This is a genomic window from Phenylobacterium sp. SCN 70-31, from assembly GCF_001724605.1.
Lineage (GTDB): Bacteria > Pseudomonadota > Alphaproteobacteria > Caulobacterales > Caulobacteraceae > Phenylobacterium.
Window position 1 is genome coordinate 114107 of sequence record NZ_MEEX01000013.1, and the last position, 23847, is coordinate 137953.

The following is a 23847-nucleotide window of genomic DNA, read 5'->3' on the forward strand; positions in this document are numbered from 1 at the left end:
ACGCAAGCCGGGATCGCCGACGCCTGATCCTGAAAGGCCGCGACGCGGCGGCTCTCTGGATTCGAGGAACCACGGAAAACACGGAAGGCGAAGCTGCGATTCCGTGTCCTTCGGTGTTTTCCGTGGTTTTCCATAACGGGGCCTCCGCTCGCGCGGAGACTCGGGAGACAAGCTCCGGCCGTTCGTGTTCTTCTTCGGGTGGGTTCGAGCCTAAGCTTGGCTCGCCATCCAGCGTTCGAGCCAGTGGATGTCGTAGTCGCCCGTCAGGATGTCCGGCTGCTGCAACAGGTCCTGGAAGAGCGGGATGTTGGTGTCGATGCCGCCCACCACGATCTCGCCCAGGCAGCGGTTGAGGCGCGCGATGCACTCCTCGCGGTCGCGGCCGTGGACGATCAGCTTGCCCACGAGGCTGTCGTAGTAAGGCGGGATCGAATAGCCGGCGTAGAGGGCGCTATCCATCCGCACGCCCAGGCCGCCGGGGGCGTGGTAGTCGGTCACCAGGCCGGGCGAGGGGGTGAAGGTTCTCGGGTTCTCGGCGTTCACCCGGCACTCGATGGCGTGGCCTTCGAAGACGACGTCCGATTGTTTGAACGACAGCGGCAGGCCCGCGGCGATGCGGATCTGCTCGCGAACCAGGTCGATGCCGGTGATGGCCTCGGTGACCGGGTGCTCCACCTGGAGGCGGGTGTTCATCTCGATGAAGAAGAACTCGCCGTTCTCGTACAGGAATTCGATGGTCCCGACGCCCAGGTAGCCGATGGCCCGGACCGCATCGACCACCACCTTGCCGATCTTCGCGCGGGCGGCGGCGTCGATGGCGGGCGAGGGGGCTTCTTCCAGCACCTTCTGGTGGCGGCGTTGCAGCGAGCAGTCGCGCTCGCCCAGGTGGACCACGTTGCCGTGACTGTCGGCGACCACCTGGAGTTCGATGTGCCGCGGGGTCTGGAGGTAGCGCTCCATGTAGACCGCGTCGTCGCCGAACGCCGCCTTGGCTTCGGAACGGGCGGTCTGGACGGCCTCGACGAGGTCGGCCTCGGTCCTGGCCACCTTCATGCCGCGGCCGCCGCCGCCGGCCGCCGCCTTGATGAGGACAGGAAAGCCGATGTCCTTGGCCGCCGCGATGGCCTCTTCCTCGGTCGTCACCGCACCGTCCGAGCCGGGCACGACCGGAATGCCGGCGGCCTTCACCGCCTGCTTGGCGGTGATCTTGTCGCCCATCATGCGGATGTGCTCGGGCTTGGGTCCGATGAAGGTGAAGCCGTGGGCGTTCACGATCTCGGCGAAGCGCGCGTTCTCCGACAGGAAGCCGTAGCCGGGATGCACCGCCTGGGCGCCCGTGATCTCGCACGCCGCGATGATGGCCGGGATGTGCAGATAGCTCTTGGCCGCCGGCGGCGGGCCGATGCAGACGCTCTCGTCGGCGAGACGTACCCACATGGCGGACGAGTCGGCCTCGGAATGCACGGCGACGGTGGAGATGCCCATCTCCTTGCACGCCCGGTGGACGCGCAGCGCGATCTCGCCCCGGTTGGCGATCAGAATCTTGTCGAACATCCGGCTACTCGATGATGGCCAGGGGTTCACCGAACTCCACGGGCTGGGCGTCCTCGACCAGGATCTGCACGATCTTGCCGCCGCGAGGGGCCGGGATCGGGTTCATGGTCTTCATCGCCTCGACGATGAACATCGTCTGGCCGGCTTCGACCGTGTCGCCCACCTTCACGAAGGCCGGCGAGCCGGGATTGGGCTGGAGGTAGACGGTGCCCACCATCGGCGACTTCACGGCGTCGCCCGCGGCGACCGCGGGCGCGGCCTCGGCGGCCGGCGCCGCCGACGGCGTGGCGGGCGCGGCCGGCGCCGCGGCCACGGGGGCGGCGACGACCTGCTGGACAGGAGCCGCGGTCAGGGTCTTGGCCACCCGGATCTTCAGGTCGCCCTGTTCCACCTCGATCTCGGAAAGTCCGGTCTCGGTGAGGATGTCGGCCAGCTTGCGCACGAGGCGGGTGTCGAACGGATCGGCGGGCGCCTTCGAAGAGGTCGGCATGGGTGTCGGCCCTTGTCTTTCGGTCTTGGTCTAACGGGCCAGGCCCGCGGCGGCCTCGACGGCCAGTTCATAGCTCGCGGCGCCGAAACCCGAGACGACGCCCGTCGCGGCCAGCGACACATAGGTCTTCCGGCGGAACGCCTCGCGGGCGGCGGGGTTCGACAGGTGGCACTCCACGATCGGGATCGAGAGCATCTTCAGCGCGTCGAGCAGCGCGATCGACGTATGCCCGTAGGCCGCCGGGTTCAGGACCACGGCGCAGGCCGCCTCACGGGCTTCCTGGATCCAGTCGACGAGGTCGCCCTCGTGGTTGGACTGGCGGAACACGACCTCGAAGCCCAGCGACTGCGCCCGCGCCTCGCACAGGCCGCGCACGTCGTCCAGGGTCTGATGTCCGTAAATCTCGGGCTCGCGCGTCCCCAGCAGGTTGAGGTTGGGACCGCTCAAGACATAGATCGGTTTCGGCATTCGGCTCCGCCGCTCGATTCCGGCGGACTTTTAGCCATCAACGGCGGCGCTCACAAGGACGGGCATAGCCGATCCCCGAGCCTCCGTGCGAGCTGAAGCTCTGTCATGGAACCCCGGACCATCACCGGCCATCACGGACATTCGAGGCCCAAAGCCGTCCGTGATGCTCGGTGATGGTCCGGGGTTTTTCAAACACGAAGGCGCCGCTTTGCGGACACTCGGCATTCGACGCCTTGTGTTCGCCATGGGGGAGGGCCACAAGCATCGCATGCAGTTGACGCTGAACGGAGAGACCCGCGCCTTCCCGGGCGTCGCCGACGTGGCGGCGCTGGTGGCGGCGCTGGAACTCGACCCGCGCAAGGTGGCCGTCGAACGCAACCTGGAGATCGTCCCGCGTTCGGCCTATGCGAAGACTGCGCTCGCCGACGGCGACCGGATCGAGATCGTGCATTTCATCGGAGGCGGCTGACTTGGACGGCGCGACCCAACCCACAGACGAAACCTGGACCGTCGCGGGCCGCACTTTCCGCTCGCGCCTGATCGTCGGCACCGGCAAGTACAAGGACTACGCCCAGAACGCCGCGGCGGCTGAGGCGGCGGGCGCCGAGATCGTCACCGTGGCCCTGCGGCGCGTGAACCTCTCGGACCCCAGCCAGCCCATGCTGGTCGACCATGTGAAGCCCGACCGCTTCACGTTCCTGCCCAACACCGCGGGCTGCTTCACCGGCGAGGACGCGGTCCGCACCCTGCGCCTGGCGCGCGAGGCGGGGGGCTGGGACCTGGTGAAGCTGGAGGTGCTGTCCAACACGCCGCACCTGCTCCCCGACATGGAGGAGACGCTCCGGGCGCTGAAGATGCTGATCGCCGAGGGCTTCCAGGTGATGGTCTACTGCTCGGACGATCCGGTCTATGCGAAGAAGCTGGAGGACGCCGGCGCGGCGGCCATCATGCCGGCGGCGGCGCCCATAGGTTCGGGCCGGGGGATCCAGAACCTGCTGAACCTGGGCCTCATCATCGAGCAGACGAAGGTGCCGGTGCTGGTGGACGCCGGCGTGGGCACGGCGTCGGACGCCGTGGTCGCCATGGAGCTGGGCTGCGAGGCGGTGCTCATGAACACCGCCATCGCCGAGGCGAAGGATCCGATCCGCATGGCGCGGGCCATGAAGCACGCCGTCATCGCCGGCCGCGAGGCGTATCTCGCCGGCCGCATGGGCAAGCGGATGTACGCCGATCCGTCGTCGCCGTTGAACGGGCTGATCTGAGATCGGTGAGCCGTGCGGAGGGGATCATGACGACGAAACACCGCATCTACTCCACCAGCTTCGCCAGCGTGTACCGCCACTACGTCGCCAAGGCGGAGCGGAAGGGGCGCACGAAGGCCGAGGTGGACCAGATCATTCTCTGGCTGACCGGCCTCAGCCAGGGAGAGTTCGATCGCCATCTGGCCGCCGAGACGGACTTCGAGACGTTCTTCAGTGAGGCGCCGAACCTTAACCCGGCGCGCGCCGAGATCCGGGGCGTGGTCTGCGGCGTGCGCGTCGAAGAGGTCGCCGAGCCGCTGATGCGGGAAATTCGCTACCTCGACAAACTCATCGACGAACTGGCCAGGGGCAAGGCGATGGCGAAGATCCTGCGAGCGCAGGCGGCGGCTTAGGACGCGCCGCCGCCTGGCCAGGCCTCATCGCGCCATGTTCAGCACCTGGACCTGGGTGAACTCCTTCAGGCCCTCTTCGCCCAGCTCGGAGCCGACGCCGGAGAACTTGGCGCCGCCGAAGGGGAGGTGGGGCTGGAGGTCGGCGTGCTTGTTCACCCACACCGACCCCGACTCCATCTGTTCGGCCAGGCTCCAGGCCTTCTCGGTGTCCTTGGCCCAGATCGAGCCGCCCAGGCCGTAGATCGAGGCGTTGGCCCGGCGCACCGCTTCGCGGGCGTCGGAATATTTGATCACCGGCATCACCGGGCCGAACTGCTCCTCGTCCACGAGCTGCGCGCCGTCCTCGATGTCGCGCACGATGGTGGGCTGGATGAAGTAGCCCTTGTCGCCCTTGCGTCCGCCGCCGGCGATGACCTTGCCGTCCTTCTTCGCGGTCTGGATGAAGCCCATGACCTTCTCGAACTGGGCCTTGTTCTGGAGCGGTCCCATCTGGACGCCCTGTTCCAGGCCGTCGCCCACCACCATCTCGCCGGCCAGCCGGGCCAGCTCGTCACACATGGCGTCGTACTGGCTCTCGTGGACGTAAATGCGCTTGGCCGCGATGCAGACCTGTCCGGCGTTCTGCATGGCCGCGCCCAGGACCTTGGGCGCCGTCTCCTTGGGGTCGACGTCGTCCAGCACGATCAGGGCGTCGTTGCCGCCCAGCTCCAGCGAGACCCGCTTCAGGGCGTCGGCGGCGCCGGCCATCACCTTCTTGCCGGTCTCGGTCGAGCCGGTGAAGCTGATCTTGCGGATGCCGGGATGCCTGGTCATCTCGCCGCCGAGGTCGTTGGCGTCGGCGAGGATGTTCACGACGCCGGGCGGGACGATGTCCTTGATGATCTCGCCCAGCTTGAGCGCCGTCAGCGGCGTGGTGGGGGCGGGCTTCAGGATCACCGTGTTCCCGGCCAGGAGCGCCGCCGGGACCTTGAAGGCCATCAGGATCATCGGGAAGTTCCAGGGCACGATGCAGCCCACCACGCCCAGGGGCCGGCGGCGCACCTCGACCCGGCCGGCCGCGTCGTCCTGGACCACCTTCGCATCCAGGCTCAGGCTGGCGAAATAGCGGAAGAAGGCCGAGGCGCCGAAGATCTCGCCGGTGGCGTCGGCCAGCGGCTTGCCCTGTTCCTGGGTCAGCAGGCGGGCCAGGTCCTGAAGGTTGGCCTGGATCGCGTCGGCGATCTTCACCAGCACCGCGCGGCGTTCGTCGATCGGAGTGGCGCTCCAGGCCGGGAAGGCCGCCTGCGCCGCCGCCACGGCCTGGTCGAGGTGGGCCTGCGAGGCCCGTGCGCAGGTGGCGAACACCTCCTCGGTCGCGGGGTTCACCACATCCAGCGTGGCGTCGCCCGCCACGAGTTCGCCGCCGATCAGAAGCCTGTAGTCCGACATGGGTGTCCTCCCGGGATCTCTTGGAGAGGAGGCAATCCCCTTTACGCCGGGGCGGTCAAGCCGGCTTCCCTTCGTGCGGCTTTGGAAGGGACGGGTGTCGGATCACGCGGCGGCGCGTAGCCGGTCGGCGTCGGCGGTCACTGAGACGCCGACCTTCTGAAGCATCTCGCTCCTGTCGGGGCCGCCCCTGGCGGGATACAGGTCGGCGTTCCGCGTCTTTCCCCGCACCCAGGTGCGAAGGATCCTGGCCACGTTGCGGGGTCGCCGAAGCCAGGCCTGGGGATGCTCCAGCATGTGGAAGCCCCGCAGGAATTCGCGCAGCAGGTCGACGTCCTCGCGGATCGCCACGGCCAGGCCGTCCTCCAGGAAGCTCTTCATGACGCGCCCGCGAAGGCTGGGCTTCGAGCCGGGCAGCAGGGCCGCGCGCGCGCGGCGGATGGCGCCCCGGTCGGACTGCTTCATCACCTCGTAGTAGGGGCGCAATTCCCGTTCCAGGCCGGCGCGGTAGGCCACGAGGCGCCGGCCGGGATCGCGTTCGGCGTCCAGGACGTCGCGCAGCAGGTGGGCGCTGACCGCGGCGAACGAGCATCCGCGTCCGTAGAGGGGGTTGGTCCGCACCACGCAGTCGCCGACGGGGAAGTAGCCCGTCACCGCCGGCCGGCCCTCGGGCGCCATCTCGCGCCAGCGGCTTTCGAGCTGGCCCATGCCGAACACCCGGCTGGTGGGCGTCGCCCGCTCGGGATCGATCCAGGGCGCCACGCCGGGCAGCTCGCGGCACATGGCGTCGAACACCTCGGGATCGACGATGGCCTTGCGCATCTCCTCCTCGACCTCGGGCGCGCACAGGGTGATCGAGAAACACCCGTTGTCGCCGGGGAAGACGCCGAACTTGAGATAGCCCAGGTCCCCGGTCGATCCCGCGCGACCGCGTGGCGGCTCCTCGCAGCCCGGATTCAGGCGGTAGTGGCGGGTGAAGTAGATCACGCCGCACGCCTCGGACGTCTCGGGGACGTTGACGCCCGCTTCGGCGAGCTGCTCGAACGCCTGCGAGGTCCGGCCGGCGGCGTCCACCACCAGATCGGCCGTCAGCAGGCTGTCGTCCTCCAGGCGCACGCCGGTGACGCGCGGTGGCGAACCCGATTCCACGACCAGCGTCTTCACGAACGTCTCGGGCCGGATCTCCACGCCGGGCAGTTGTTCGGCGTAGCGTCGCATCTCCAGTTCCAGGGTGGTGCGGCGGCTGGTCAGGATGGCCAGGTCGCGGTCGATGGGGGCGGGGACGTAGCGCTCCTTGTGCTTGGCCGTCAGCGACCCCTCGAAGCCCAGTTCGCGACAGCCCGCAGCCAACAGGGCGTCCAGAAGCGCCGGGTGCCGGTCGCGCACGATGGTGCGCAGACGGGCCAGGAAGGCGTGGCTGTGCCGCAGGTGTCCCACGCCGCGCCGCTGCCAGCTCTCGAACGCGGCGTCGGCTCCGCCCTCGGGCGGCGGCGGATCGCGGTCCAGCACCACCACCTCGCGTCCGGGCGCGGCCAGCGCCATGGCGCTCCAAAGGCCGGCCATCCCCGCGCCGACCACAACCACCCGTTCCGTCATGCCGCTCCGCTCCGTTGCTCGAGGCGAGAACGAGTCTAGCAGAGCCCGGAGTTTACGTTGGGGCGGGAGGCGGTGAAGTCCGGATGCGCGGCGGCGCGTATGATCTCTACCTGGCCGGCGCGCCCGGCGGCGGCTTCATCGCCGCGGCGCGCGTGCGGGCCAGGGCGGCGCGGACGGCGTCCATGTCGGCGCCCGGGATCACGTAGTCGCCCACCACGAAGGCCGGGGTGCCCTGGAGGCCCAGGGCGCCGGCCAGCAGGCGGGTGTCGCGGATGTGTTCTTCGATGGCCGGGTCGGCCGCGGCCTTGCGCACCGCCTTGGGGTCCAGCCCCGCCTCGGCCAGGTGGCGGTCCAGCGCCGCCTCGTCCAGCCCCCGGTCGGCCATCCAGGCCTTGTGAAGTTCGGCGCCCTTGGCCTTGACCTGGGGCGTCAGCGCCAGGTGGGCGGCGCTGTCCGACACTTCGCCGAAGATCGGGAATTCCTTCAGGACGATCCGGACGTCGGGGTTGTCCTGCGCCAGCTTGAGCACATCGGGGGCCACCACCTTGCAGTAGCCGCAGCGATAGTCGAAGAACTCCACCACCGTGATCGCGCCGGTCGGGTTGAGCACGAGGTCGCGGCCGTCGCGCTCGAGCGCCTGACGATGCTTCTCGACCGTGGAGGCCGACGCCTTGGCCTGCTCCAGAATCTGGCCCTGGCGCAGCTTCACGATCGCCTCCTCGATGACCTCGGGGTGTTCGAGGAGATAGGCGCGGACCTTCTCGCCGAACGCGTCGTCGCTGGCCTTCTGGCAGCCGGAGAGGGCGAGGCTGGCGGCCAGGGCCGCCGCAAGGGTCGGGATCATTCTCATCGCGTGCAGATAATGGGAGTTTGCGGCCGGCTCAACGCCGCGTGCTGTTCACCGACCCCTCGCGAGCCAGGTCGCGCAGGTCGTCGCGGGTGGGTTCGGCGACCAGGACGATGTCGGTGGCGCGCCGCCATTCGGGGGTGCCCCTGTTCAACATCTCGCGGGCGCGCATGGCGAACACCCGGGCCTGGCGCTTGTCGCCGATGTAGAAGTTGTATTCCGCCGTCGCGAGGCGGGCCAGGCCGTCCTCGCCCAGCTTGTCGTGCGCCTCGGCCAGCAGGCGCCAGGCGACCGCGTTGTCCTCTTCCTGGGTGAGGGCGCGCTTCAGTTCTCCGACGCCTTCCTCGATCTTCGCCTTGCTGTTGAGCGCGATCAGGGTCTGGCCCAGGTTGACCCGGAGCAGCGGAGCCTCGGGCTTGAGCTGCACCGAGCGCCGCTGCGGCTCCTCGGCCTCGGCGGTTCGGCCGAACTCGAACAGGATCTGGCCCTTCAGCTCCCAGAGGTAGGGATTTTCGGGCTGCTCCTCGATCAGGTCGTCGATCAGCCGGATCGCGCGATCCGGCTCCTTGAGCTGGTAGTACGCGATGGCGCGTGCATAGCGCGACGGATAGTCGGTGGCTTTCTCGTCGTACTTGGTGATCGCGATCTGCGGATTGAGGAAGCCGTCCAGCTTGGCCTTCATGATGGCGTGCTCGGCCAGCAGTTCGGGGCTGTCCTTCTTGTCGTAGTTCGGCTGGACCTGGACCTTGCGGCGCAGGGATTCGATCCGGTCGGACGAGATCGGGTGGCTGCGGAAATAGGCGAACCGCCGCGCCTCGTCGAAGACCTCCTGGTAGCGGAAGTTGTCGAAGAATTCGGCCAGGCCGCGGCCCGAGAGCCCGGCCTTGTCCAGCAGCATGGCGCCGGCCTGGTCGGCGCGGCCTTCCTGTTCGCGGCTGTAGCCCAGGGCGCCCAGGGTGCCGAAGTAGCTGGCGCTGCCCGCCAGGCCCGCGGCCGCCTCGGGCGAGCCGGCGATGGCCGCCAGGACACCCAGGCCCATGGTCAGCAGGAACGGCTTCATCCCCGCCGAACTCATCTCGCCGCGCCGCGCGCTGTGGCCGGCGGCCAGGTGGCCCACCTCGTGGGCGATCACGCCCTGCAGTTCGTTGGGGTCCTTCGCCTGGAGGATCAGGCCGGTGTTGAAGCCCATCACCCGCGGGCCGGCGAAGGCGTTCAGCTCCTTCGAGCCGATGAGCAGGATCTCGACGTTGTCGGGGTTGATGCCGGCGGCGCTGAGGATCGGCTCGGAATATTTCGCCAGCGTCTCTTCGATCTCGGTGTCACGGATCAGCGTCTGGGCCGAGGCCGCCGGGGCGGCGAACGCCACGCTGGCCACGGCGAGGGCCGCGAGCGCGAGGCGGGAGGCCGACCGGAAGGGGGAGATCATGCTCGACACTCGTTACGTCCGAAATCGCCCCCATGATCGACGATGCTAGAGCGCAAAACGCCCCAGTGGAACCCCGGGCGGAACCCCGGGCGGAAACCTGTCTCGCCGGCGGCCAAAAGCCCGAAGGCCAAAAACCCGAAGGCCGGACGCGGGTAGACCGGAGTCGGGGCCCGCCGTGCGCGGGCCCCGGTCCGTGGATCAGCCGCGGCGCCACCAGCCGCGGCGCGGGGCCGGGGCCGGCCCGCTGATCTCGTTCGGGTCGCGCTCGGCCGGGGCCGCCGGCGCTTCCGCCGCGACCGGGTCCGGTGTCGGCTCGGGAGCCGGCGCCGCCTCGACGACCGGCTCGGCGACCGTTTCGGGGGTCGCTTCGGGGGCCGGAGCCGCCGCCTTGCGGGCGCGGGTGCGCTTCGGCTTGGCGGGCGCAGGCTCGGCTTCGACGGCGACCGGCTCGGGCGCGGGCTCGACCGCTACCGGCTCGGGTTCCGGCTCGGGCGGCGGGACGAGGGCGGCTTCGGCCGTGGCTTCCGGCGCGTCGTCCGCCTCGGCGCGACCGCGACCGCGACCGCGGGTGCGGCGGCTGCGCTTGGGCTTCTCGTCGGCGGCCGGCAGTTCGACCCAGATGTCGTCCTCGGTCGCCGCCGTGACGGGCGCCGCCTCGGCCGTCGCGGCTTGCGACGCGGCGGCCTTCGACGTGGGGGCCGCGGGTTCGGGGGCGGACGCCGTCTCGGACGAGGCGTCGACGGCCGGCTTCAGGTCTTCCGCCGGGTCGTGCCAGACGAAGGGATCGTCGCCGTAGGGCACCCACGGCCGGACCCACGAGAACATGTCCTGCGGGCGCCCGTCGTCGCGCGTGCGGCGGCCACCGCGGCGGCCCCGACGACGACGACGGCTGTCGCGGTCCTCGTCGCTTTCGGCCCGCGGCGCGCGCGCCTCGCGTTCGCTTCGCTCGCCGCTTTCGCTGCGTTCGGGGCGTTCGTCGTCCCGCCGGCCGCGGCGACGGCGCCGACGGCCGCGCCGTCCCTCGTCGTCGTCCCGCCGCCGGTCCTCGCGCGGATTGCGGGCATGGGCCTCGTCGTCGTCGGAGTCCTCGCGCTCGAGGGCGTCTTCATCCTCGACGTCCTCTTCTTCGTCCTCGAAGGCCTCGTCGTCGAAGTCGTCCTCATCCTCCGCCGGCGGCTCGTAGGCCTGGACCGGCGCGGGCACCGGCGGCGGCGCGTGGTCGGGCCGCGTCTCCATCGCCGTCCGCTCGATGGCGTGCTCGGCGTGGGCCATCTCGTCCTCGATGACCACCGTCGCGAAGAGGCCGAACGACTGGTGCAGACGGGCCAGGTGCCCGCGCTTCTCGTTCAGGATGTAGAGGCCCACCGCGCGCGGCACGCGCAGGGTGGCTTCGCCGCCGCCCTTCAGCGCCTCGATCTCCAGCGCCCGCAGCGCCGCCAGCGCGCTCGACTCCACCGAGCGCACGCGCCCCGTGCCGCCGCAATGCTCGCAGACGTGGGTGGTGCCCTCCAGCACGCCGGTGCGGCGGCGCTGACGGCTGATCTCCATCAGGCCGAAGGGGCTGATCTTGCCCATCTGGACCCGCGCGCGGTCGTCCTTGAGGCAGTCCTTCAGCTTCTTCTCGACCGCTCGGTTGTTCTTCGACTCGTCCATGTCGATGAAGTCGATGACGATCAGGCCGGCCAGGTCGCGCAGCCGAAGCTGGCGGGCGGCTTCCTCCGCGGCCTCCAGGTTGGTCTTGAGCGCCGTGGCCTCGATGTTCCGCTCACGCGTGGCGCGGCCCGAGTTCACGTCGACCGCCACCAGGGCCTCGGTCTGGTTGATCACCAGATAGCCGCCCGAGCGCAGGGGTACGACCGGCGAATAGATCTGGCTGAGGTGGTCTTCCACCCGGTGCTTCACGAACAGCGGCGTCGGCTCGCGGTAGGCCATCACCTTCTTGGCCTGCGACGGCATCAGCATCCGCATGAACTCGCGGGCTTCCTTGTAGCCCGCCTCGCCCTCGACCCAGACCTCGTCGATATCCTTGTCGTAGAGGTCGCGGATCGTGCGCTTCACGAGGTCTTCCTCCTCGTAGATGAGCGCAGGCGCGATCGAGTGCAGCGTCGTCTCGCGGATATTCTCCCACAGACGCAGCAGGTAGTCGTAGTCGCGCTTGATCTCGGCCTTGGTCCGCTTGGCTCCGGCCGTGCGCACGATCAGGCCCATGCCGGCCGGCACGTCCAGGCTGGCGACGACGCTCTTCAGCCGCTTGCGGTCGGTCGCCGTCGTGATCTTGCGGCTGATGCCGCCCCCGCGCGCCGTGTTCGGCATGAGCACGCCGTAGCGGCCGGCCAGCGAGAGGTAGGTCGTGAGCGCCGCGCCCTTGTTGCCACGCTCTTCCTTCACGACCTGGACGAGCATGATCTGCCGGCGGCGGATCACTTCCTGGATCTTGTAGCGGCGCATCAGCCGGCGACGGCGGCGCGCCAGCTCCTCTTCCATCACGTCGTCTTCGTCGTCGGCCCCGCCCAGGTCGACTTCGTCCTCGTCCTCGGGGTTGCGGGTCCGCGGCTCGGGACGGTCGTCCTCGTGCTCCTCGGCCTCTTCGCGCAGCAGGGCTTCGCGGTCGGCGTGGGGGATCTGGTAGTAGTCGGGATGGATCTCGTTGAAGGCCAGGAAGCCGTGGCGGTTGCCGCCATACTCGACGAAGGCCGCCTGGAGCGACGGCTCGACGCGCGTCACCTTGGCGAGATAGATGTTCCCCCGAAGCTGCTTCCTGTTCTGGCTCTCGAAATCGAACTCTTCAACGCGGTTCCCGTCGACGACCACCACACGCGTCTCTTCCGCGTGGGCTGCGTCGATCAACATCGTCTTGGGCATAAGTCTCTCCGCGGCGCGCGGGGGCGGTGACGCCCGGGCGCTGCCGGCAATGGGGACGAGCGCGCGCATGGCCCGCCAGAGCGCCGGAAACGGCGGCTCGGGGGGCCTGTAGGCCAGAGGTGGCTCGAGCTGCGCAGCTCATCGGGTGTGTTCCTAGGCGCGTCCCGGAGGGCGCGGATCGGATTGGGCGCCGCGGCCGAATACACGGACGAAACGGGCGCCGGTGGTTGTTGGCGCGCGGCGTTCGGGCCCGTGTCGGGCGCTCCGGCGCAGCGCGGGCGGACATTAGCAACACCGCGGGCCAAAAGGAAAGCACGGGCTGCGAGCCCCGCACTACACGGCAAGACCTCGTTAACCCTTTGTCCACGCGCGGTCGGACTATATGGCCTTGAGGTCCGCTTTCTGCGAATCTCCGGTTTTTCGAGGCCTTGGGATGATCGGGCGGCTGAAGGGCTTGGCGGGAGGTGGCAGGGCGCGCGTCGTCATGGCCGCGGCCGTGGCCGCGTTCGGCCTGGCGGTCTTCGCCGTGGGTCACGCCGCGACCCAGAGCGCGACGCTGCTCAAGGTCCGCACCGGCGGCGACGGCCGGGAGACGCGCCTCGTCGTCGACCTGGACGGGGCCACCAGCGCGCGCGTGCTCGCCGACGGATCGGGCGATCGCCGGGTGTCGATCCTCCTGAACGGCGTCGAGACGGCCCAGCCCCAGCAGGGCGCCGGCCGCGGCGTCGTGCGCGCCTGGACGATCGAGAAGGCCCAGGGCGGCGCGCTCCTGCGGATGGAGCTGGCCGGCGAGGCCACCCTGAAGCGCCGCTTCCTGCTGCCGCCCGCCGACGGGATCACGAACTACCGTTATGTGATCGATGTGGCCGCTGCGCCCGACGCCGTGATGACGTCCGCCCCTCGGCAGGCCGCAGCCCCGCAGATCCGCGAAAAATTCCTACCGGCCAGCAAGCCGCCCCTGCCGCTCAAGAAGGTGGTGGTGATCGACGCGGGCCACGGCGGCAAGGATGTCGGCGCGCAGGGGGCGCACGGCTTCGAGAAGGACATCAATCTCGCTGCGGCCCTGGCCCTTTCGGACGAACTGAGCCGTTCCGGGCGCTACAAGGTGGTGATGACGCGGACCAGCGACGTCTACATCCCGCTGGAATCGCGGGTGCGGATCGCTCAGCGCGCGGGCGCCGACCTCTTCATCTCGCTCCATTCGGACTCGGCCCCGGAGACCAACCTCCAGGGCGCCAGCGTCTATACGCTTTCCGACCAGGCCTCGGCGCGCGCCACCCGGTTCGTCAGCCAGGACGACTGGTTCATGAAGGCCAGCCTTTCCGGCGACCAGGGGGTCCGCGACATCCTGTTCGACCTCACGCAGCGCGCCACGCGCAACCGTTCCGCGGTCTTCGCCCAGACGCTGGTGTCGAACCTGGAGGGGCAGGCTCCGCTGCTGCGCCGCAGCCATCGCGACGCGGGCTTCATGGTGCTGCTGGCCCCGGACGTTCCGGCCGTGTTGCTGGAGATGGGCTTCATCAACAACCCCGACGACGAGGCGCGGTTGCGCGATCCTGCCGCGCGCAAACGTCTGGTGAAGGCGGTGGCTTCGGCCATCGACACCCACTTCGGCGAGCCCATGAAGGTGGCGTCCCGCTGACGCAGGCGTGATCGGGCGGCGTTGGCGCCCGCACCGACACAGGCTAGACGACGGGCGGGCGCGCCCTTGCGGCGTGACCGAGTCCGCCGAGGTTCCGTCGCACGTTGACTTCGCCAATCCGCCCAGAACCAGGCCTGCCGAGGCCCTCGCGCTGGCTGGCGCTGGCCGGCGTCGGCATCCTCAGCTTCATCGCCGTCGCGGCGGCCGCCCTCGGCGTCTATGCGGCGTGGCTGTTCCACGACATGCCCGACGCGGGCGAACTGGTGGACTACCATCCGCCCACCGCCACGCGCGCCTATGCCTGGGACGGCACCCTGATCGGCGAATTCTCGCGCGAGCGCCGGATCTTCGTGCCGTACGACGCCATCCCGCGACAGACGGCCCAGGCGTTCCTGGCGGCCGAGGACAAGAGCTTCTTCCGTCACGGCGGCGTCGACTTCGGCGGCCTGGCGCGCGCCATGATCCGCAACGTGGTCAACCTGGCCCAGGGACGACGCCTCGAGGGCGGCTCGACCATCACCCAGCAGGTGGCCAAGAACATCCTCCTGACCAGCGACGCCACCATCGGCCGCAAGCTGAAGGAAGCGATCCTGGCCGCCCAGCTCGAACAGACGCTCTCCAAGGAGCGGATCCTCGAACTGTACCTGAACGAGATCTGGCTGGGTTATCGCTCGTACGGGGTCGGCGCGGCGGCCTACAACTACTTCGGCAAGTCGCTGAGCGAACTCACCCTGGCCGAGAGCGCCTATCTGGCCGCACTGCCGAAGGGGCCCGACAACTACCATCCCCTGCGTCGCACCGGCGCGGCCGTCGGCCGGCGGGACTGGGTGATCGACCAGATGGCCAGCCTGGGCTGGATCACCCGGGACGAGGCCGAGGCGGCCAAGGCCGAGCCGCTGAAGGTCCAGCCCGCGCCGACCCGGTCCCAGTACCGCGACGCCGACTACTTCGTGGAGGAGGTGCGCCGCATCGCCCTCAACATGGAGGAGCTGGGCGACGAGCGGCTGAACGCCGGCGGCTACTACATGCGAACCACCCTCGATCCGCGCCTTCAGAGCGCGGCCAAGGACGCGCTGATGAAGGGCCTGGAGACCTACGACCGCCGCCACGGCTGGCGCGGGGCCTGGGGCAAGGTCGAGACGCTGGACGGCTGGGAAGACGTCGCCCGTAAGACCGTCAAGCCGCGCGAGCGGCAGGACTGGAAGCGCGCCGTGGTCACCAGCGTCGCGGGCGGCGCGGTCCAGGTGCGTCTGATCGAGGGCCAGACCGGCCCCATCGTCGGCCAGGACGTCTCCTGGGCCCGGGCCGGCCGCGGGATCGGGGTCGGCGACCTGATCTTCGTCGAGCCGACCGAGACCGGCCAGGGCTACCGCCTGCGGCAGGTGCCGGCGGTGAACGGGGCGATCGTGGCGATGGAGCCCTATTCGGGCCGGGTGCTGGCCATGGTGGGAGGGTATTCCTTCTCGCTCTCCAGCTTCAATCGCGCCACCCAGGCGCTGCGACAGCCCGGTTCGGCGTTCAAGCCCATCGTCTACGCGGCGGCGCTCGAGAGCGGCTACACACCGGCCAACACGGTGATGGACGCCCCCATCACCCTGCGCGGCTATGGCGGTCGCGACTGGAGTCCCGAGAACTACAGTCGCGACTTCTACGGCGCCCTGACCCTGCGCCGCGGTCTCGAACTGTCGCGCAACACCATGACCGTGCGCCTGGCCCAGAGCGTCGGCATGACCAAGATCTCGGACCTTTCCGTGCGCATGGGCGTGACTCCCAAGATGGACAAGGTCCTGGCGATGGCCCTGGGCGCGGGCGAAACCACGGTCTATCGCATGTCCGGCGCCTATTCGGCCTTCGTCAACGGGGGCCGGCTGGTGCAGCCGCACCTGATCGAAGTGGTCGAGGATCGCAACGGCAAGGTGATCTGGCGCGCCGACCGCCGCGACTGCCTCCGGTGCGACGCCGGGTTCACCGGTTCGGAGAGTCCCCGAATCCCGCGCGGCGGGGACCAGGTGATGGATCCCATCACCGCCTATCAGGTGACGTCCTTCCTCGAAGGCGTGGTGCTGCGCGGCACGGCGACCCAGGCCGCGTCCCTGGGCAAGCCGCTGGGCGGCAAGACCGGCACGACGAACGACTACCGTTCGGCCTGGTTCATGGGGTTCTCCCCCAACCTCGTGGTGGGCGTCTACATCGGCTTCGACGACAACCGGAGTCTGGGCCGGAACGAGACCGGCAGCGTGGCCGCCGTGCCCATCTTCGTGGACTTCATGAAGACCGCGCTGGAGAAGGAGCCGGCGACGCCCTTCAAGGCGCCGGCCAACGCCAAGTACGCCCTGGTCCGCGGCATCCGGGAGGCTTTCCGGCCGGGCACCGAGCCGTCGCTCCAGATCGACGAACTGGGCGCTGCAGGCGCCGCGTCCGGGCCGCAGCCCTACGACAGGGTGTGGCAGGACGGTCTGACCGGCGCGCCCAACGCCGGCGCCGCCGTCGCGCCGCCCCCGCCGCCCAAGAAGCGGGACGACCTGTCCGACCTGTTCTAGCCGGCCTTGTTCCGGAACGCGGGGCGGGCTAGACCCGCCGACCTTACGTATTGGGAGTCTCTCCATGAGAGCGGATGTCGAGGCCGCCAAGGCCGACATCGAGCAGTCGATCGAACTGCTCAGGAGGCGTCTTTGACTGGGAACCGGCCCTCCGAAAACTCGATGAATTGAACGCCCGGGTCGAGGACCCGACCCTCTGGGACAATCCGGCCGAGGCCCAGGCCGTGAGCCGCGACCGCTCGCGCCTGTCGGCTCAGGTCGAGGCCGTGCAGGCGCTGGAACGCGATCTGGCCGACGCCATCGGCTATGCCGAACTGGCCGACGAAGAGGGTGACGAGGCCAGTCTCGAAGAGGCTCGTACCCAGCTCAGGGGCATCCGCGAACGCGCCGCCCGCGCCGAGCTGGAGGCCCTGCTGTCGGGCGAGGCCGACGGCAACGACGCCTTCGTGGAGATCAATTCCGGCGCCGGCGGCACGGAATCCAACGACTGGGCCGGCATGCTGCTGCGCATGTACAGCCGCTGGGCCAACGCCCACGGCATGGAGGTCGAGCTGCTGGAAGAGACTCCTGGCGAACAGGCCGGGATCAAGTCGGTCAGCCTCCAGGTGAAGGGGCCCAACGCCTACGGCTGGCTGAAGACCGAGGGCGGCGTCCATCGCCTGGTCCGGATTTCGCCCTTCGACGCCGCCGCCAAGCGGCACACCAGCTTCGCCTCGGTCTGGGTCTATCCGGTGGTGGACGACACCATCGAGATCGAGATCAACCCGGCCGACGTGCGCACCGACACCTACCGCGCCTCGGGCGCGGGCGGCCAGCACGTCAACAAGACCGACTCCGCCGTCCGCCTGACGCACATCCCGACGGGCATCGTCGTGGCCTGCCAGACCCAGCGCTCGCAGCACCAGAACCGTGACCAGGCGTGGAAGATGCTGAAGGCGCGCCTTTACGAGGCCGAGTTGGAGAAGCGCGAGGCCGCGGCCCAGGCGCTGGAGGACCAGAAGACCGACATCGGCTGGGGCCACCAGATCCGCAGCTATGTGCTCCAGCCGTACCAGATGGTGAAGGACCTGCGCACCGACGTGGAGACGTCCGACACCCAGGGCGTCCTCGATGGCGACCTGGACCCGTTCATGGGCGCCGCCCTGGCCCAGCGCGTGGGCGCAACCCGGACCTGATCCGGTCCGGCGGCGCGGCGGATCCTATTCCGCCGCGACCTTCAGCGGCGAGGGGAGCGGCGCGGGCGCTTCCAGGGCAGGGGCCTGGGGCGGCACCAGGGCCAGGCTGCGGCCCTCGAAGTGGGCGCCCGCCTCGATGGCCAGTTCGGTATGGCTGATGTCGCCGTCCACGCGGGCGGTGGCCCACAGCTTGACCCGTCGGGCGCAGATCACGCCGGTGACCCGGCCACGGACCTCGATGGCGTCGGCGTGGATGGCGCCGTTGACGCTGCCCGCCTCTCCGATGACCAGCATGCCGACGCGGACGTCGCCCTCGACCTGGCCGTCGAGATGGACGTCGCCGGCCGTCTCCAGGTTGCCGGTGATGCGGACGCCCTCGGCGACCAGCGAGGCGGCGACGGGCGACGCGGACGCGTGTTTCCGCGGGTGGGACGGTTCGGCCGGCGCGGTCTTAGTCGCCCTGCTGAACATAGCGTCCCGCCTTCAGGAAGCGACCGGGGTTCTGGGCGCGACCGTTGACCCACACTTCGTAGTGGAGGTGCGTGCCGGTCGAGCGGCCGGTGGAGCCCATGGCCGCGATCCGCTGGCCCACGGCCACCCGTTCTCCCGGCCGGACGGCGAAGCCCGAGAGGTGGGCGTAGCGGGTCTTCAGCCCGCGCCCGTGGTCGATCTCCACCACGTTTCCGTAGCCGGACCGCCGGCCCACGTAGGAGACCACGCCCGGTCCCGTCGCATGGATGGGGGTCGCATGCCCGCCGGCGAAGTCCAGGCCCGAGTGATAGGCCGGGCGGCGCGTGAAGGGATCGAGGCGCACACCGAAGCCGCTGGTCTGGCGGGCGGCGCGGGTCGGGACGCCGAGCGGCAGGTCGCCGACCGCATCGCCCAGGGACTCGGCTTCCCGCAGCTCGCGCGCGGCGCGCTGGATACGCACGGCGAAGTCCTCGTCGACGTCCAGCACCGCAGCCAGCGCGCGGGGATCTCGGGACTCGATCAGAGGCCCGCCCAGGGCCCCGCTACGGTCCACGAACGAGGAGGGGGAGAGGCCCGCCATGCGGAACGCCAGCCGCAAACGGTCGGCGCGGTCCTTGGCGAAGGTGTCGGCCGCTTCCAGGAGCTGTTCCTGGCCGATGCGCACATGCTCGACGCGGCGCACCGGGCTGGCGTCCTGGTTGGCCAGGGCGCGGTTGATGGCGGGCGTCAGGGCTTCCGAGGCGCCGGGCGAGCCCTTCATGTCGGTGAGCAGCAGGGCCAGCGCGGCGTGCCGCTTCTCGATCGCGGCGGCCATGTCGCCGTTCGAGCCGGTGGCGGCGTTCAGCCGGGCCATCGCGCTGTCTAGCCGCGCCTGCCGGTCGGCGACATAGCGTTCCGACTGGGCCTTGAGCCGCGCGATCTCGCGATCCGCCGCCGAGGCCGACATCAGGTTGACGAACAGCGCCGCCGTGCTGACACCCAGCCACAGGGCGCCCACGGCCACGCCGCCGGCCAGGACGAGTTGCTTCCGGGTCGTCAGAACGAAGGCCTTCATGGCCCCGCCGGAACGCACATAGAGATGCCGTTCCGGAAATAGCTCTACGAGCGAGCGGCTGAGCTGAGTCAGTCGTTGCATGCGTACGCTGAAGTCCCCGCGCCCCTGGACCGCCGCGATATGCGACGACTTTTTTCCGACAGGCAACCCGTTGGGGCAAACAAACGTCGGAAAACCGCCAGGCGCCTCACGCCGCCTGGGCCGCGGCCAGCACCTGAGCAGCGTGATTGGGGACCTTCACCTTGCGCCAGGCCTTCACGATCCGGCCGTCCCGAATGAGGAAGGTCGAGCGATCGATCCCCATGTACTTGCGACCGTAGAGGCTCTTCTCCACCCAGGACCCGTAGCGTTCGACCACGTCGCCGTCGGGGTCGGACGCCAGCACCACGCCCAGGCCGTGCTTCGTCGCGAACTTGCGGTGCGAAGCCACGCTGTCCTTGGAGACGCCCACCACCGTCACCCCCGCCGCGGCGAAATCGCCCGCCAGGGCCGTGAAGTCCTGCGCCTCGCGCGTGCAGCCCGAGGTGTCGTCCTTGGGATAGAAATAGAGCACCAGCGTCCGGCCGGCGAAATCCGCCAGCGTCACCCGCCCGTCGGGCGTCTCCAGGTCGAAGTCCGGCGCGGCGGCGCCCTCGGCGAGTTGGGTCATCTCAAATCTCCTGTCCCGCCCCGCCCGGGGGCGGGAAGTTTCACACCGGCTTGACCAGCACGATCTTCTTCTTGCCGGCGCCCAGCTTCACCACGCCATCCACGATGTCGGCGTCGGTGACCAGGCGGTCGCCGTCCGTCTCGGCCCTGTCGTTCAGGCGCAGACCGCCGCCCTTGGCCAGGCGTCGCGCCTCGCCCTTGGATGCGGCCAGGCCGGCCTCGACGGCGAGCGAGGCCAGGGCCACCCCCGCGTCCAGAACGCCTCTGTCGACCTCATGCGTCGGAAGGTCGTCCGACAGCCGGCCCTGCTCGAACGCTGCGGTGGCGGCCGCTTCGGCCGTCGTCGCCGCCTCGGCCCCGTGCAGCAGGCGCGTGGCCGCGTTCGCCAGCACCTTCTTGGCCTCGTTGATCTCGGCCCCCGGCAGGGCTTCCAGCCGGGCGATCTCGTCCAGCGGCAGGTCGGTGAACAGGCGCATGAAGCGGCCGACGTCGGCGTCCTCGGTGTTCCGCCAGAACTGCCAGTAGTCGTAGGGGCTGCGGAGGTCGGCGTTCAGCCAGACGGCGCCGCCCAGGGTCTTGCCCATCTTCTGGCCCGAGGCGGTGGCCAGCAGCGGCGTGGTCAGGCCGAACGCCGGCTTGCCGTCCACGCGGCGGATCAGCTCCACCCCGTTGACGATGTTGCCCCACTGGTCCGAGCCGCCCATCTGCAGCACGCAGCCGTACCGGCGCGACAGTTCCAGGAAGTCCACCGACTGCATCAGCATGTAGTTGAATTCGAGGAACGTCATCGGCTGCTCGCGTTCCAGCCGCAGCTTGACGCTGTCGAACGCCAGCATCCGGTTGATCGTGAAATGCACGCCGTAGTCGCGCAGGAACTGGACGTAGCCGAACCGCTCCAGCCAGTCGGCGTTGTTGACCATCACCGCATCGGTGGGCCCGTCGCCGAACGTCAGGAACCGCGAGAACACCGTCTTGATCGAGGCGATGTTGGCCTGGATCTGCTCGTCGGTGAGCAGGGGCCGCTGGCCCTCCTTGTCGGTGGGGTCGCCCACCTTCGTCGTTCCGCCGCCCATCAGCACGATGGGCTTGTGCCCGGCCTGCTGAAGCCGCCGCAGCGTCATGATCGAGAACAGGTGGCCGACGTGCAGGCTGGCCGCCGTGGCGTCGAACCCGATGTAGGCCGTGATCGCTCCCCTGGCGGCCAGGCCGTCCAGTTCCTCGGGATGGGTCGCCTGGTTGATGTAGCCGCGCGCCTGCAACGTCTTCAGGAACTCGGACTGGAAGGCGGCGTCGGGCATCTGCGGCGAGGTCTCTGGTGATGGACCGGCGCGCTCTAGCACGGGCGCGGCGGGAATTTCGAGGGACATGGCGGGGTTCATGGTCGGACTCCTGTGGCGATGGAGGCCGGCGCTGGAGAAGGTTTGGTGAGGCGCCGGCCGGGAAGGGCAGGCGCGCGGGATCGGTCGCCTGCTAGCGGGGCAGGCGGTAATAGCGGCCGGTGGTGGCGCGGCGGTCGATCATGGCGGCTAGCTACCCGGCGACGGACATGGCAGTCAAGGCGGCCATGCTCGTGCTCGGATTCATGACGGGAACCTCGCTCGACGCCGTCGATATGGCGGTGCTCGACACCGACGGCGAGAAGATCTTCGCCTTCGGCCCCGCCGGCGAGCGCAAGCTGACCGACGCCGTGCGCGACGTACTTCTGGAGGCCACGCGCCAGGCGCGGGAGTGGCCCCGCGGCGCGCCCGAGCCCCCCATCTTCCACCACGCCGCCCAGATGGTCGCCGAGGAGCATTTCGCCGCCGCCGAGGCCTTTCTTCAGGCGCACGGTCTGTCGTGGCCCGACTTCGACCTGATCGGCATGCACGGCCAGACGGTGCTGCACGAGCGGCCGGACGGTGACCTGCCTGGACGCACGGTCCAGTTGGGCGACGCCGAGGCCCTGGCGCGACTGTGCGGGCGGCCGGTGGCCTTCGATTTCCGCAGCGCCGACGTGGCGGCGGGAGGACAGGGCGCGCCGCTGGCTCCCATCTACCATCAGTTGCGCGCGCGGGAGGCGGGGCTGGCTCCGCCGCTGGCCGTGCTGAATGTGGGCGGCGTCGCCAACCTCACGCTCTGGACCGGCCCCGGCGAACTGTTGGCCTTCGACACCGGCCCCGGCAACGGGATGATCGATCTGCTGATGCAGGCTCGGCGGGCGGGCCGCTACGACGTGGACGGCAAGTACGCCAGCGTCGGCCGGGTGGACGATACGGTGCTGCGCACGCTGCTCGCGCATCCCTTTTTCGACGCGCCGCCGCCCAAGTCGCTGGATCGCCACGATTTCGGCCTCGAGCCGCTGGACGTTCTGCAGATCGAGGACGCCGCGGCGACGCTGGTGGCCTTCACCGCCGAGGCCGTCCGCCTGGGTCTGGAGCGCAGCCCGGTGAAGCCGTCTCAGGTGATCGTCACCGGCGGCGGTCGTCGGAACCCCCAGATCATGGCGGCCCTGGCGGAATGCGCCGCCGCGCCCGTGGTGGCCGCGGAAGAGGTCGGCTGGCGGGGCGATGCGATCGAGGCCGAAGCCATCGCCCTGCTGGCCGCCCGCAGCCTGCGCGGCTTGCCGATCTCGTTCCCGGCCACCACGGGCGTCGCCCAGCCCATGACGGGCGGCCGCATCATCAGACCTTGAGGGGGAGTTCCATGACGCGAGTTCGTTTGGTCGGCCCGGCGCTGGCGGCGGTTCTGGCCCTCGGCGCCGGCGTGGGAGCGGGCGGCCCGGCCGCGGCCCAGACCTTCGACCGGGCGGTCTTCGCCGCGACCGCCAAGGTCCAGCCCAAGGTCGTCGCCTGGCGGCGCGACATCCATCAGCATCCCGAACTGGGCAACCAGGAGGTGCGCACCGCCGCCTTGGTGGCCGACCACCTGCGGAGCCTGGGGATCGAGGTTCGCACAGGTATCGCCAAGACCGGCGTCGTGGGCGTTCTCAAGGGCGGCAAACCCGGCGGCGTCGTGGCTCTCCGCGCCGACATGGACGGCCTGCCGGTGGCGGAACAGACCGGCCTGCCGTTCGCGTCGAAAGCGACGGCGACCTACAACGGCCAGACCGTGAACGTCATGCACGCCTGCGGCCACGACGCCCACGTGGCGATTCTGATGGGCGCGGCCGAGGTGCTCGCCGGCATGCGCGACCAGATCCAGGGCACGGTGGTCTTCGTCTTCCAGCCGGCCGAGGAGGGCCCGCCGGTGGGCGAGGAGGGCGGCGCGCCGCTCATGCTGAAGGAAGGCGTGTTCGCCAACCCGAAACCCTCGGCGATCTTCGGGCTGCACGTCGTGCCGGGCGAGCCGGGCGCCCTGGCCTGGCGGCCGGGGCCGATGATGGCCGCGTCCGACCGCTACACCATCAACCTCACCGGCAAACAGACCCACGGGGCCAACCCCTGGGCGGGGATCGACATCGCCTCGATGCAGGCCGAGATCGTCCTGGCCTTCAACCAGATCGCCGCGCGCCAGATCAACGTCACGCGCACGCCGACGATCCTGACGGTCGCCACCGTCCACGGGGGGGTCCGCTACAACATCATTCCCGACGATTTCGAACTGGCCGGGACGCTGCGCACCTTCGATCCGGCCTTGCGCAAGGACGTCATGGCCCGCGCCGAGAAGGCGGTGGAGAGCATCTCCGCGCGCTACGGCGGTACGGGAAAGATCAACTGGGGAACCCCCAATCCCGTCACCACCAACGATCCCGTCCTGGCCGCGAGGATGAAGCCGTCGCTGGATCGCGCCGCCCGGGGCAAGGTGAAGGACGACATAGACTTCATCACCGGCGCCGAGGATTTCTCCTACTACCAGCAGCAGATCCCGGGCCTGTTCTACAACCTCGGCATCGGCTTCCCGAAGGGCGTGAACCACTCGCCGTTCTTCCATGTGGCCGACGAGGGCGCGATGGAGGTCGGCGTCCGGGCCCAGGTCCTCACCGCGCTCGACTATCTGGCCGGCCAGAAGAGGTGATG

Annotated in this window: 20 protein-coding genes; 8 read left to right on the plus strand and 12 right to left on the minus strand. The window is 69.8% G+C overall.

Annotated elements, in window-relative coordinates; translation table 11 throughout:
* Positions 1-210: 210 nt before the first annotated feature.
* From accC to aroQ, 3 genes are read right to left on the minus strand one after another with little or no spacing between them, the layout of a single operon-like run.
* Entirely contained in the window at positions 211-1554 is a 1344-nt protein-coding gene (gene accC / locus ABS78_RS11835; protein WP_293378998.1) for an acetyl-CoA carboxylase biotin carboxylase subunit, read from the minus strand.
* Between the two features lie 4 nt (positions 1555-1558).
* Positions 1559-2044 (minus strand): acetyl-CoA carboxylase biotin carboxyl carrier protein, encoded by a 486-nt coding sequence (accB, locus tag ABS78_RS11840; protein ID WP_293379001.1) that lies wholly within the window; start codon positions 2042-2044, stop codon positions 1559-1561.
* 30 nt (positions 2045-2074) lie between these two features.
* The gene (gene aroQ / locus ABS78_RS11845; protein ID WP_293379004.1) at positions 2075-2512 is read right to left on the minus strand and encodes a type II 3-dehydroquinate dehydratase; all 438 of its coding nucleotides are present in this window, start codon (positions 2510-2512) and stop codon (positions 2075-2077) included.
* A 268-nt stretch (positions 2513-2780) separates the two neighbouring features.
* On the opposite strand from aroQ, the gene thiS reads away from it, so the two are divergent.
* Genes thiS through ABS78_RS11860 form a run of 3 tightly spaced genes read left to right on the plus strand, consistent with a single transcriptional unit; the run spans position 2781 to position 4166 of the window.
* A complete protein-coding gene (thiS, locus tag ABS78_RS11850; RefSeq protein ID WP_293379007.1) occupies positions 2781-2981 on the plus strand; it encodes a sulfur carrier protein ThiS in 201 nt (66 codons plus the stop codon).
* A gap of 1 nt (position 2982) precedes the next feature.
* Entirely contained in the window at positions 2983-3774 is a 792-nt protein-coding gene (locus ABS78_RS11855) for a thiazole synthase (RefSeq protein WP_293379011.1), read from the plus strand.
* Positions 3775-3800: 26 nt separating this feature from the next.
* A complete protein-coding gene (locus ABS78_RS11860; RefSeq protein ID WP_293379014.1) occupies positions 3801-4166 on the plus strand; it encodes a DUF2200 domain-containing protein in 366 nt (121 codons plus the stop codon).
* Between the two features lie 24 nt (positions 4167-4190).
* Here ABS78_RS11860 and ABS78_RS11865 read toward each other — a convergent pair whose 3' ends face one another.
* The 5 genes from ABS78_RS11865 to ABS78_RS11885 all read right to left on the minus strand — a co-directional run bounded on the left by ABS78_RS11865 (position 4191) and on the right by ABS78_RS11885 (position 12322).
* Complete coding sequence (locus tag ABS78_RS11865) at positions 4191-5594, minus strand: aldehyde dehydrogenase family protein (RefSeq protein ID WP_293379017.1); 1404 nt, start codon at positions 5592-5594, stop codon at positions 4191-4193.
* 102 nt (positions 5595-5696) lie between these two features.
* Positions 5697-7187 (minus strand): FAD-dependent oxidoreductase, encoded by a 1491-nt coding sequence (locus ABS78_RS11870; protein WP_293379020.1) that lies wholly within the window; start codon positions 7185-7187, stop codon positions 5697-5699.
* A 106-nt stretch (positions 7188-7293) separates the two neighbouring features.
* The gene (locus ABS78_RS11875; RefSeq protein WP_293379023.1) at positions 7294-8031 is read right to left on the minus strand and encodes a DsbA family protein; all 738 of its coding nucleotides are present in this window, start codon (positions 8029-8031) and stop codon (positions 7294-7296) included.
* A 37-nt stretch (positions 8032-8068) separates the two neighbouring features.
* Complete coding sequence (locus ABS78_RS11880) at positions 8069-9460, minus strand: M48 family metalloprotease (RefSeq protein ID WP_293379026.1); 1392 nt, start codon at positions 9458-9460, stop codon at positions 8069-8071.
* Positions 9461-9658: 198 nt separating this feature from the next.
* Complete coding sequence (locus ABS78_RS11885) at positions 9659-12322, minus strand: ribonuclease E/G (protein ID WP_293379029.1); 2664 nt, start codon at positions 12320-12322, stop codon at positions 9659-9661.
* Between the two features lie 484 nt (positions 12323-12806).
* Here ABS78_RS11885 and ABS78_RS11890 point away from each other — a divergent pair, with 484 nt between their 5' ends.
* The 3 genes from ABS78_RS11890 to prfB all read left to right on the plus strand — a co-directional run bounded on the left by ABS78_RS11890 (position 12807) and on the right by prfB (position 17679).
* A complete protein-coding gene (locus ABS78_RS11890; protein ID WP_293379032.1) occupies positions 12807-13964 on the plus strand; it encodes an N-acetylmuramoyl-L-alanine amidase in 1158 nt (385 codons plus the stop codon).
* 104 nt (positions 13965-14068) lie between these two features.
* Positions 14069-16504: a penicillin-binding protein 1A gene (locus tag ABS78_RS11895; RefSeq protein ID WP_293379034.1), complete on the plus strand. Its 2436-nt coding sequence runs from the start codon at positions 14069-14071 to the stop codon at positions 16502-16504.
* Positions 16505-16568: 64 nt separating this feature from the next.
* A protein-coding gene (gene prfB, locus ABS78_RS11900; RefSeq protein ID WP_293379037.1) for a peptide chain release factor 2 occupies positions 16569-17679 on the plus strand; the annotation gives its coding sequence in 2 pieces (ribosomal slippage) (positions 16569-16637 and positions 16639-17679; 1110 coding nt in all).
* A gap of 24 nt (positions 17680-17703) precedes the next feature.
* Here the strand turns inward: prfB and ABS78_RS11905 are convergent.
* The 4 genes from ABS78_RS11905 to tyrS form a co-directional block, all read right to left on the minus strand.
* The gene (locus ABS78_RS11905) at positions 17704-18150 is read right to left on the minus strand and encodes a polymer-forming cytoskeletal protein (protein ID WP_293379040.1); all 447 of its coding nucleotides are present in this window, start codon (positions 18148-18150) and stop codon (positions 17704-17706) included.
* Positions 18131-19285: a M23 family metallopeptidase gene (locus ABS78_RS11910; RefSeq protein ID WP_293379043.1), complete on the minus strand. Its 1155-nt coding sequence runs from the start codon at positions 19283-19285 to the stop codon at positions 18131-18133. The genes ABS78_RS11905 and ABS78_RS11910 overlap by 20 nt, the downstream gene beginning before the upstream one ends.
* Positions 19286-19391: 106 nt before the next feature.
* Complete coding sequence (locus ABS78_RS11915; protein WP_293379046.1) at positions 19392-19853, minus strand: peroxiredoxin; 462 nt, start codon at positions 19851-19853, stop codon at positions 19392-19394.
* A gap of 40 nt (positions 19854-19893) precedes the next feature.
* Positions 19894-21150, minus strand: a complete 1257-nt coding sequence (gene tyrS, locus ABS78_RS11920; RefSeq protein ID WP_293379220.1) for a tyrosine--tRNA ligase — start codon at positions 21148-21150, stop codon at positions 19894-19896.
* A gap of 248 nt (positions 21151-21398) precedes the next feature.
* Here tyrS and ABS78_RS11925 point away from each other — a divergent pair, with 248 nt between their 5' ends.
* Both ABS78_RS11925 and ABS78_RS11930 read left to right on the plus strand, forming a co-directional pair.
* The gene (locus tag ABS78_RS11925; protein ID WP_293379049.1) at positions 21399-22523 is read left to right on the plus strand and encodes an anhydro-N-acetylmuramic acid kinase; all 1125 of its coding nucleotides are present in this window, start codon (positions 21399-21401) and stop codon (positions 22521-22523) included.
* Positions 22524-22534: 11 nt separating this feature from the next.
* Positions 22535-23845, plus strand: a complete 1311-nt coding sequence (locus ABS78_RS11930) for an amidohydrolase (protein ID WP_293379052.1) — start codon at positions 22535-22537, stop codon at positions 23843-23845.
* Positions 23846-23847: the final 2 nt, after the last annotated feature.

Coding starts and splice junctions, on each gene's coding strand:
- accC (WP_293378998.1), bottom strand. CDS start 1,554: ATGTTCGACAAGATTCTGATCGCCAACCGGGGCGAGATCGCGCTGCGC.
- accB (WP_293379001.1), bottom strand. CDS start 2,044: ATGCCGACCTCTTCGAAGGCGCCCGCCGATCCGTTCGACACCCGCCTC.
- aroQ (WP_293379004.1), bottom strand. CDS start 2,512: ATGCCGAAACCGATCTATGTCTTGAGCGGTCCCAACCTCAACCTGCTG.
- thiS (WP_293379007.1), top strand. CDS start 2,781: ATGCAGTTGACGCTGAACGGAGAGACCCGCGCCTTCCCGGGCGTCGCC.
- ABS78_RS11860 (WP_293379014.1), top strand. CDS start 3,801: ATGACGACGAAACACCGCATCTACTCCACCAGCTTCGCCAGCGTGTAC.
- ABS78_RS11865 (WP_293379017.1), bottom strand. CDS start 5,594: ATGTCGGACTACAGGCTTCTGATCGGCGGCGAACTCGTGGCGGGCGAC.
- ABS78_RS11870 (WP_293379020.1), bottom strand. CDS start 7,187: ATGACGGAACGGGTGGTTGTGGTCGGCGCGGGGATGGCCGGCCTTTGG.
- ABS78_RS11875 (WP_293379023.1), bottom strand. CDS start 8,031: ATGATCCCGACCCTTGCGGCGGCCCTGGCCGCCAGCCTCGCCCTCTCC.
- ABS78_RS11880 (WP_293379026.1), bottom strand. CDS start 9,460: ATGATCTCCCCCTTCCGGTCGGCCTCCCGCCTCGCGCTCGCGGCCCTC.
- ABS78_RS11885 (WP_293379029.1), bottom strand. CDS start 12,322: ATGCCCAAGACGATGTTGATCGACGCAGCCCACGCGGAAGAGACGCGT.
- ABS78_RS11890 (WP_293379032.1), top strand. CDS start 12,807: ATGGCCGCGGCCGTGGCCGCGTTCGGCCTGGCGGTCTTCGCCGTGGGT.
- ABS78_RS11905 (WP_293379040.1), bottom strand. CDS start 18,150: ATGTTCAGCAGGGCGACTAAGACCGCGCCGGCCGAACCGTCCCACCCG.
- ABS78_RS11910 (WP_293379043.1), bottom strand. CDS start 19,285: ATGCAACGACTGACTCAGCTCAGCCGCTCGCTCGTAGAGCTATTTCCG.
- ABS78_RS11915 (WP_293379046.1), bottom strand. CDS start 19,853: ATGACCCAACTCGCCGAGGGCGCCGCCGCGCCGGACTTCGACCTGGAG.
- tyrS (WP_293379220.1), bottom strand. CDS start 21,150: ATGCCCGACGCCGCCTTCCAGTCCGAGTTCCTGAAGACGTTGCAGGCG.
- ABS78_RS11925 (WP_293379049.1), top strand. CDS start 21,399: ATGGCAGTCAAGGCGGCCATGCTCGTGCTCGGATTCATGACGGGAACC.
- ABS78_RS11930 (WP_293379052.1), top strand. CDS start 22,535: ATGACGCGAGTTCGTTTGGTCGGCCCGGCGCTGGCGGCGGTTCTGGCC.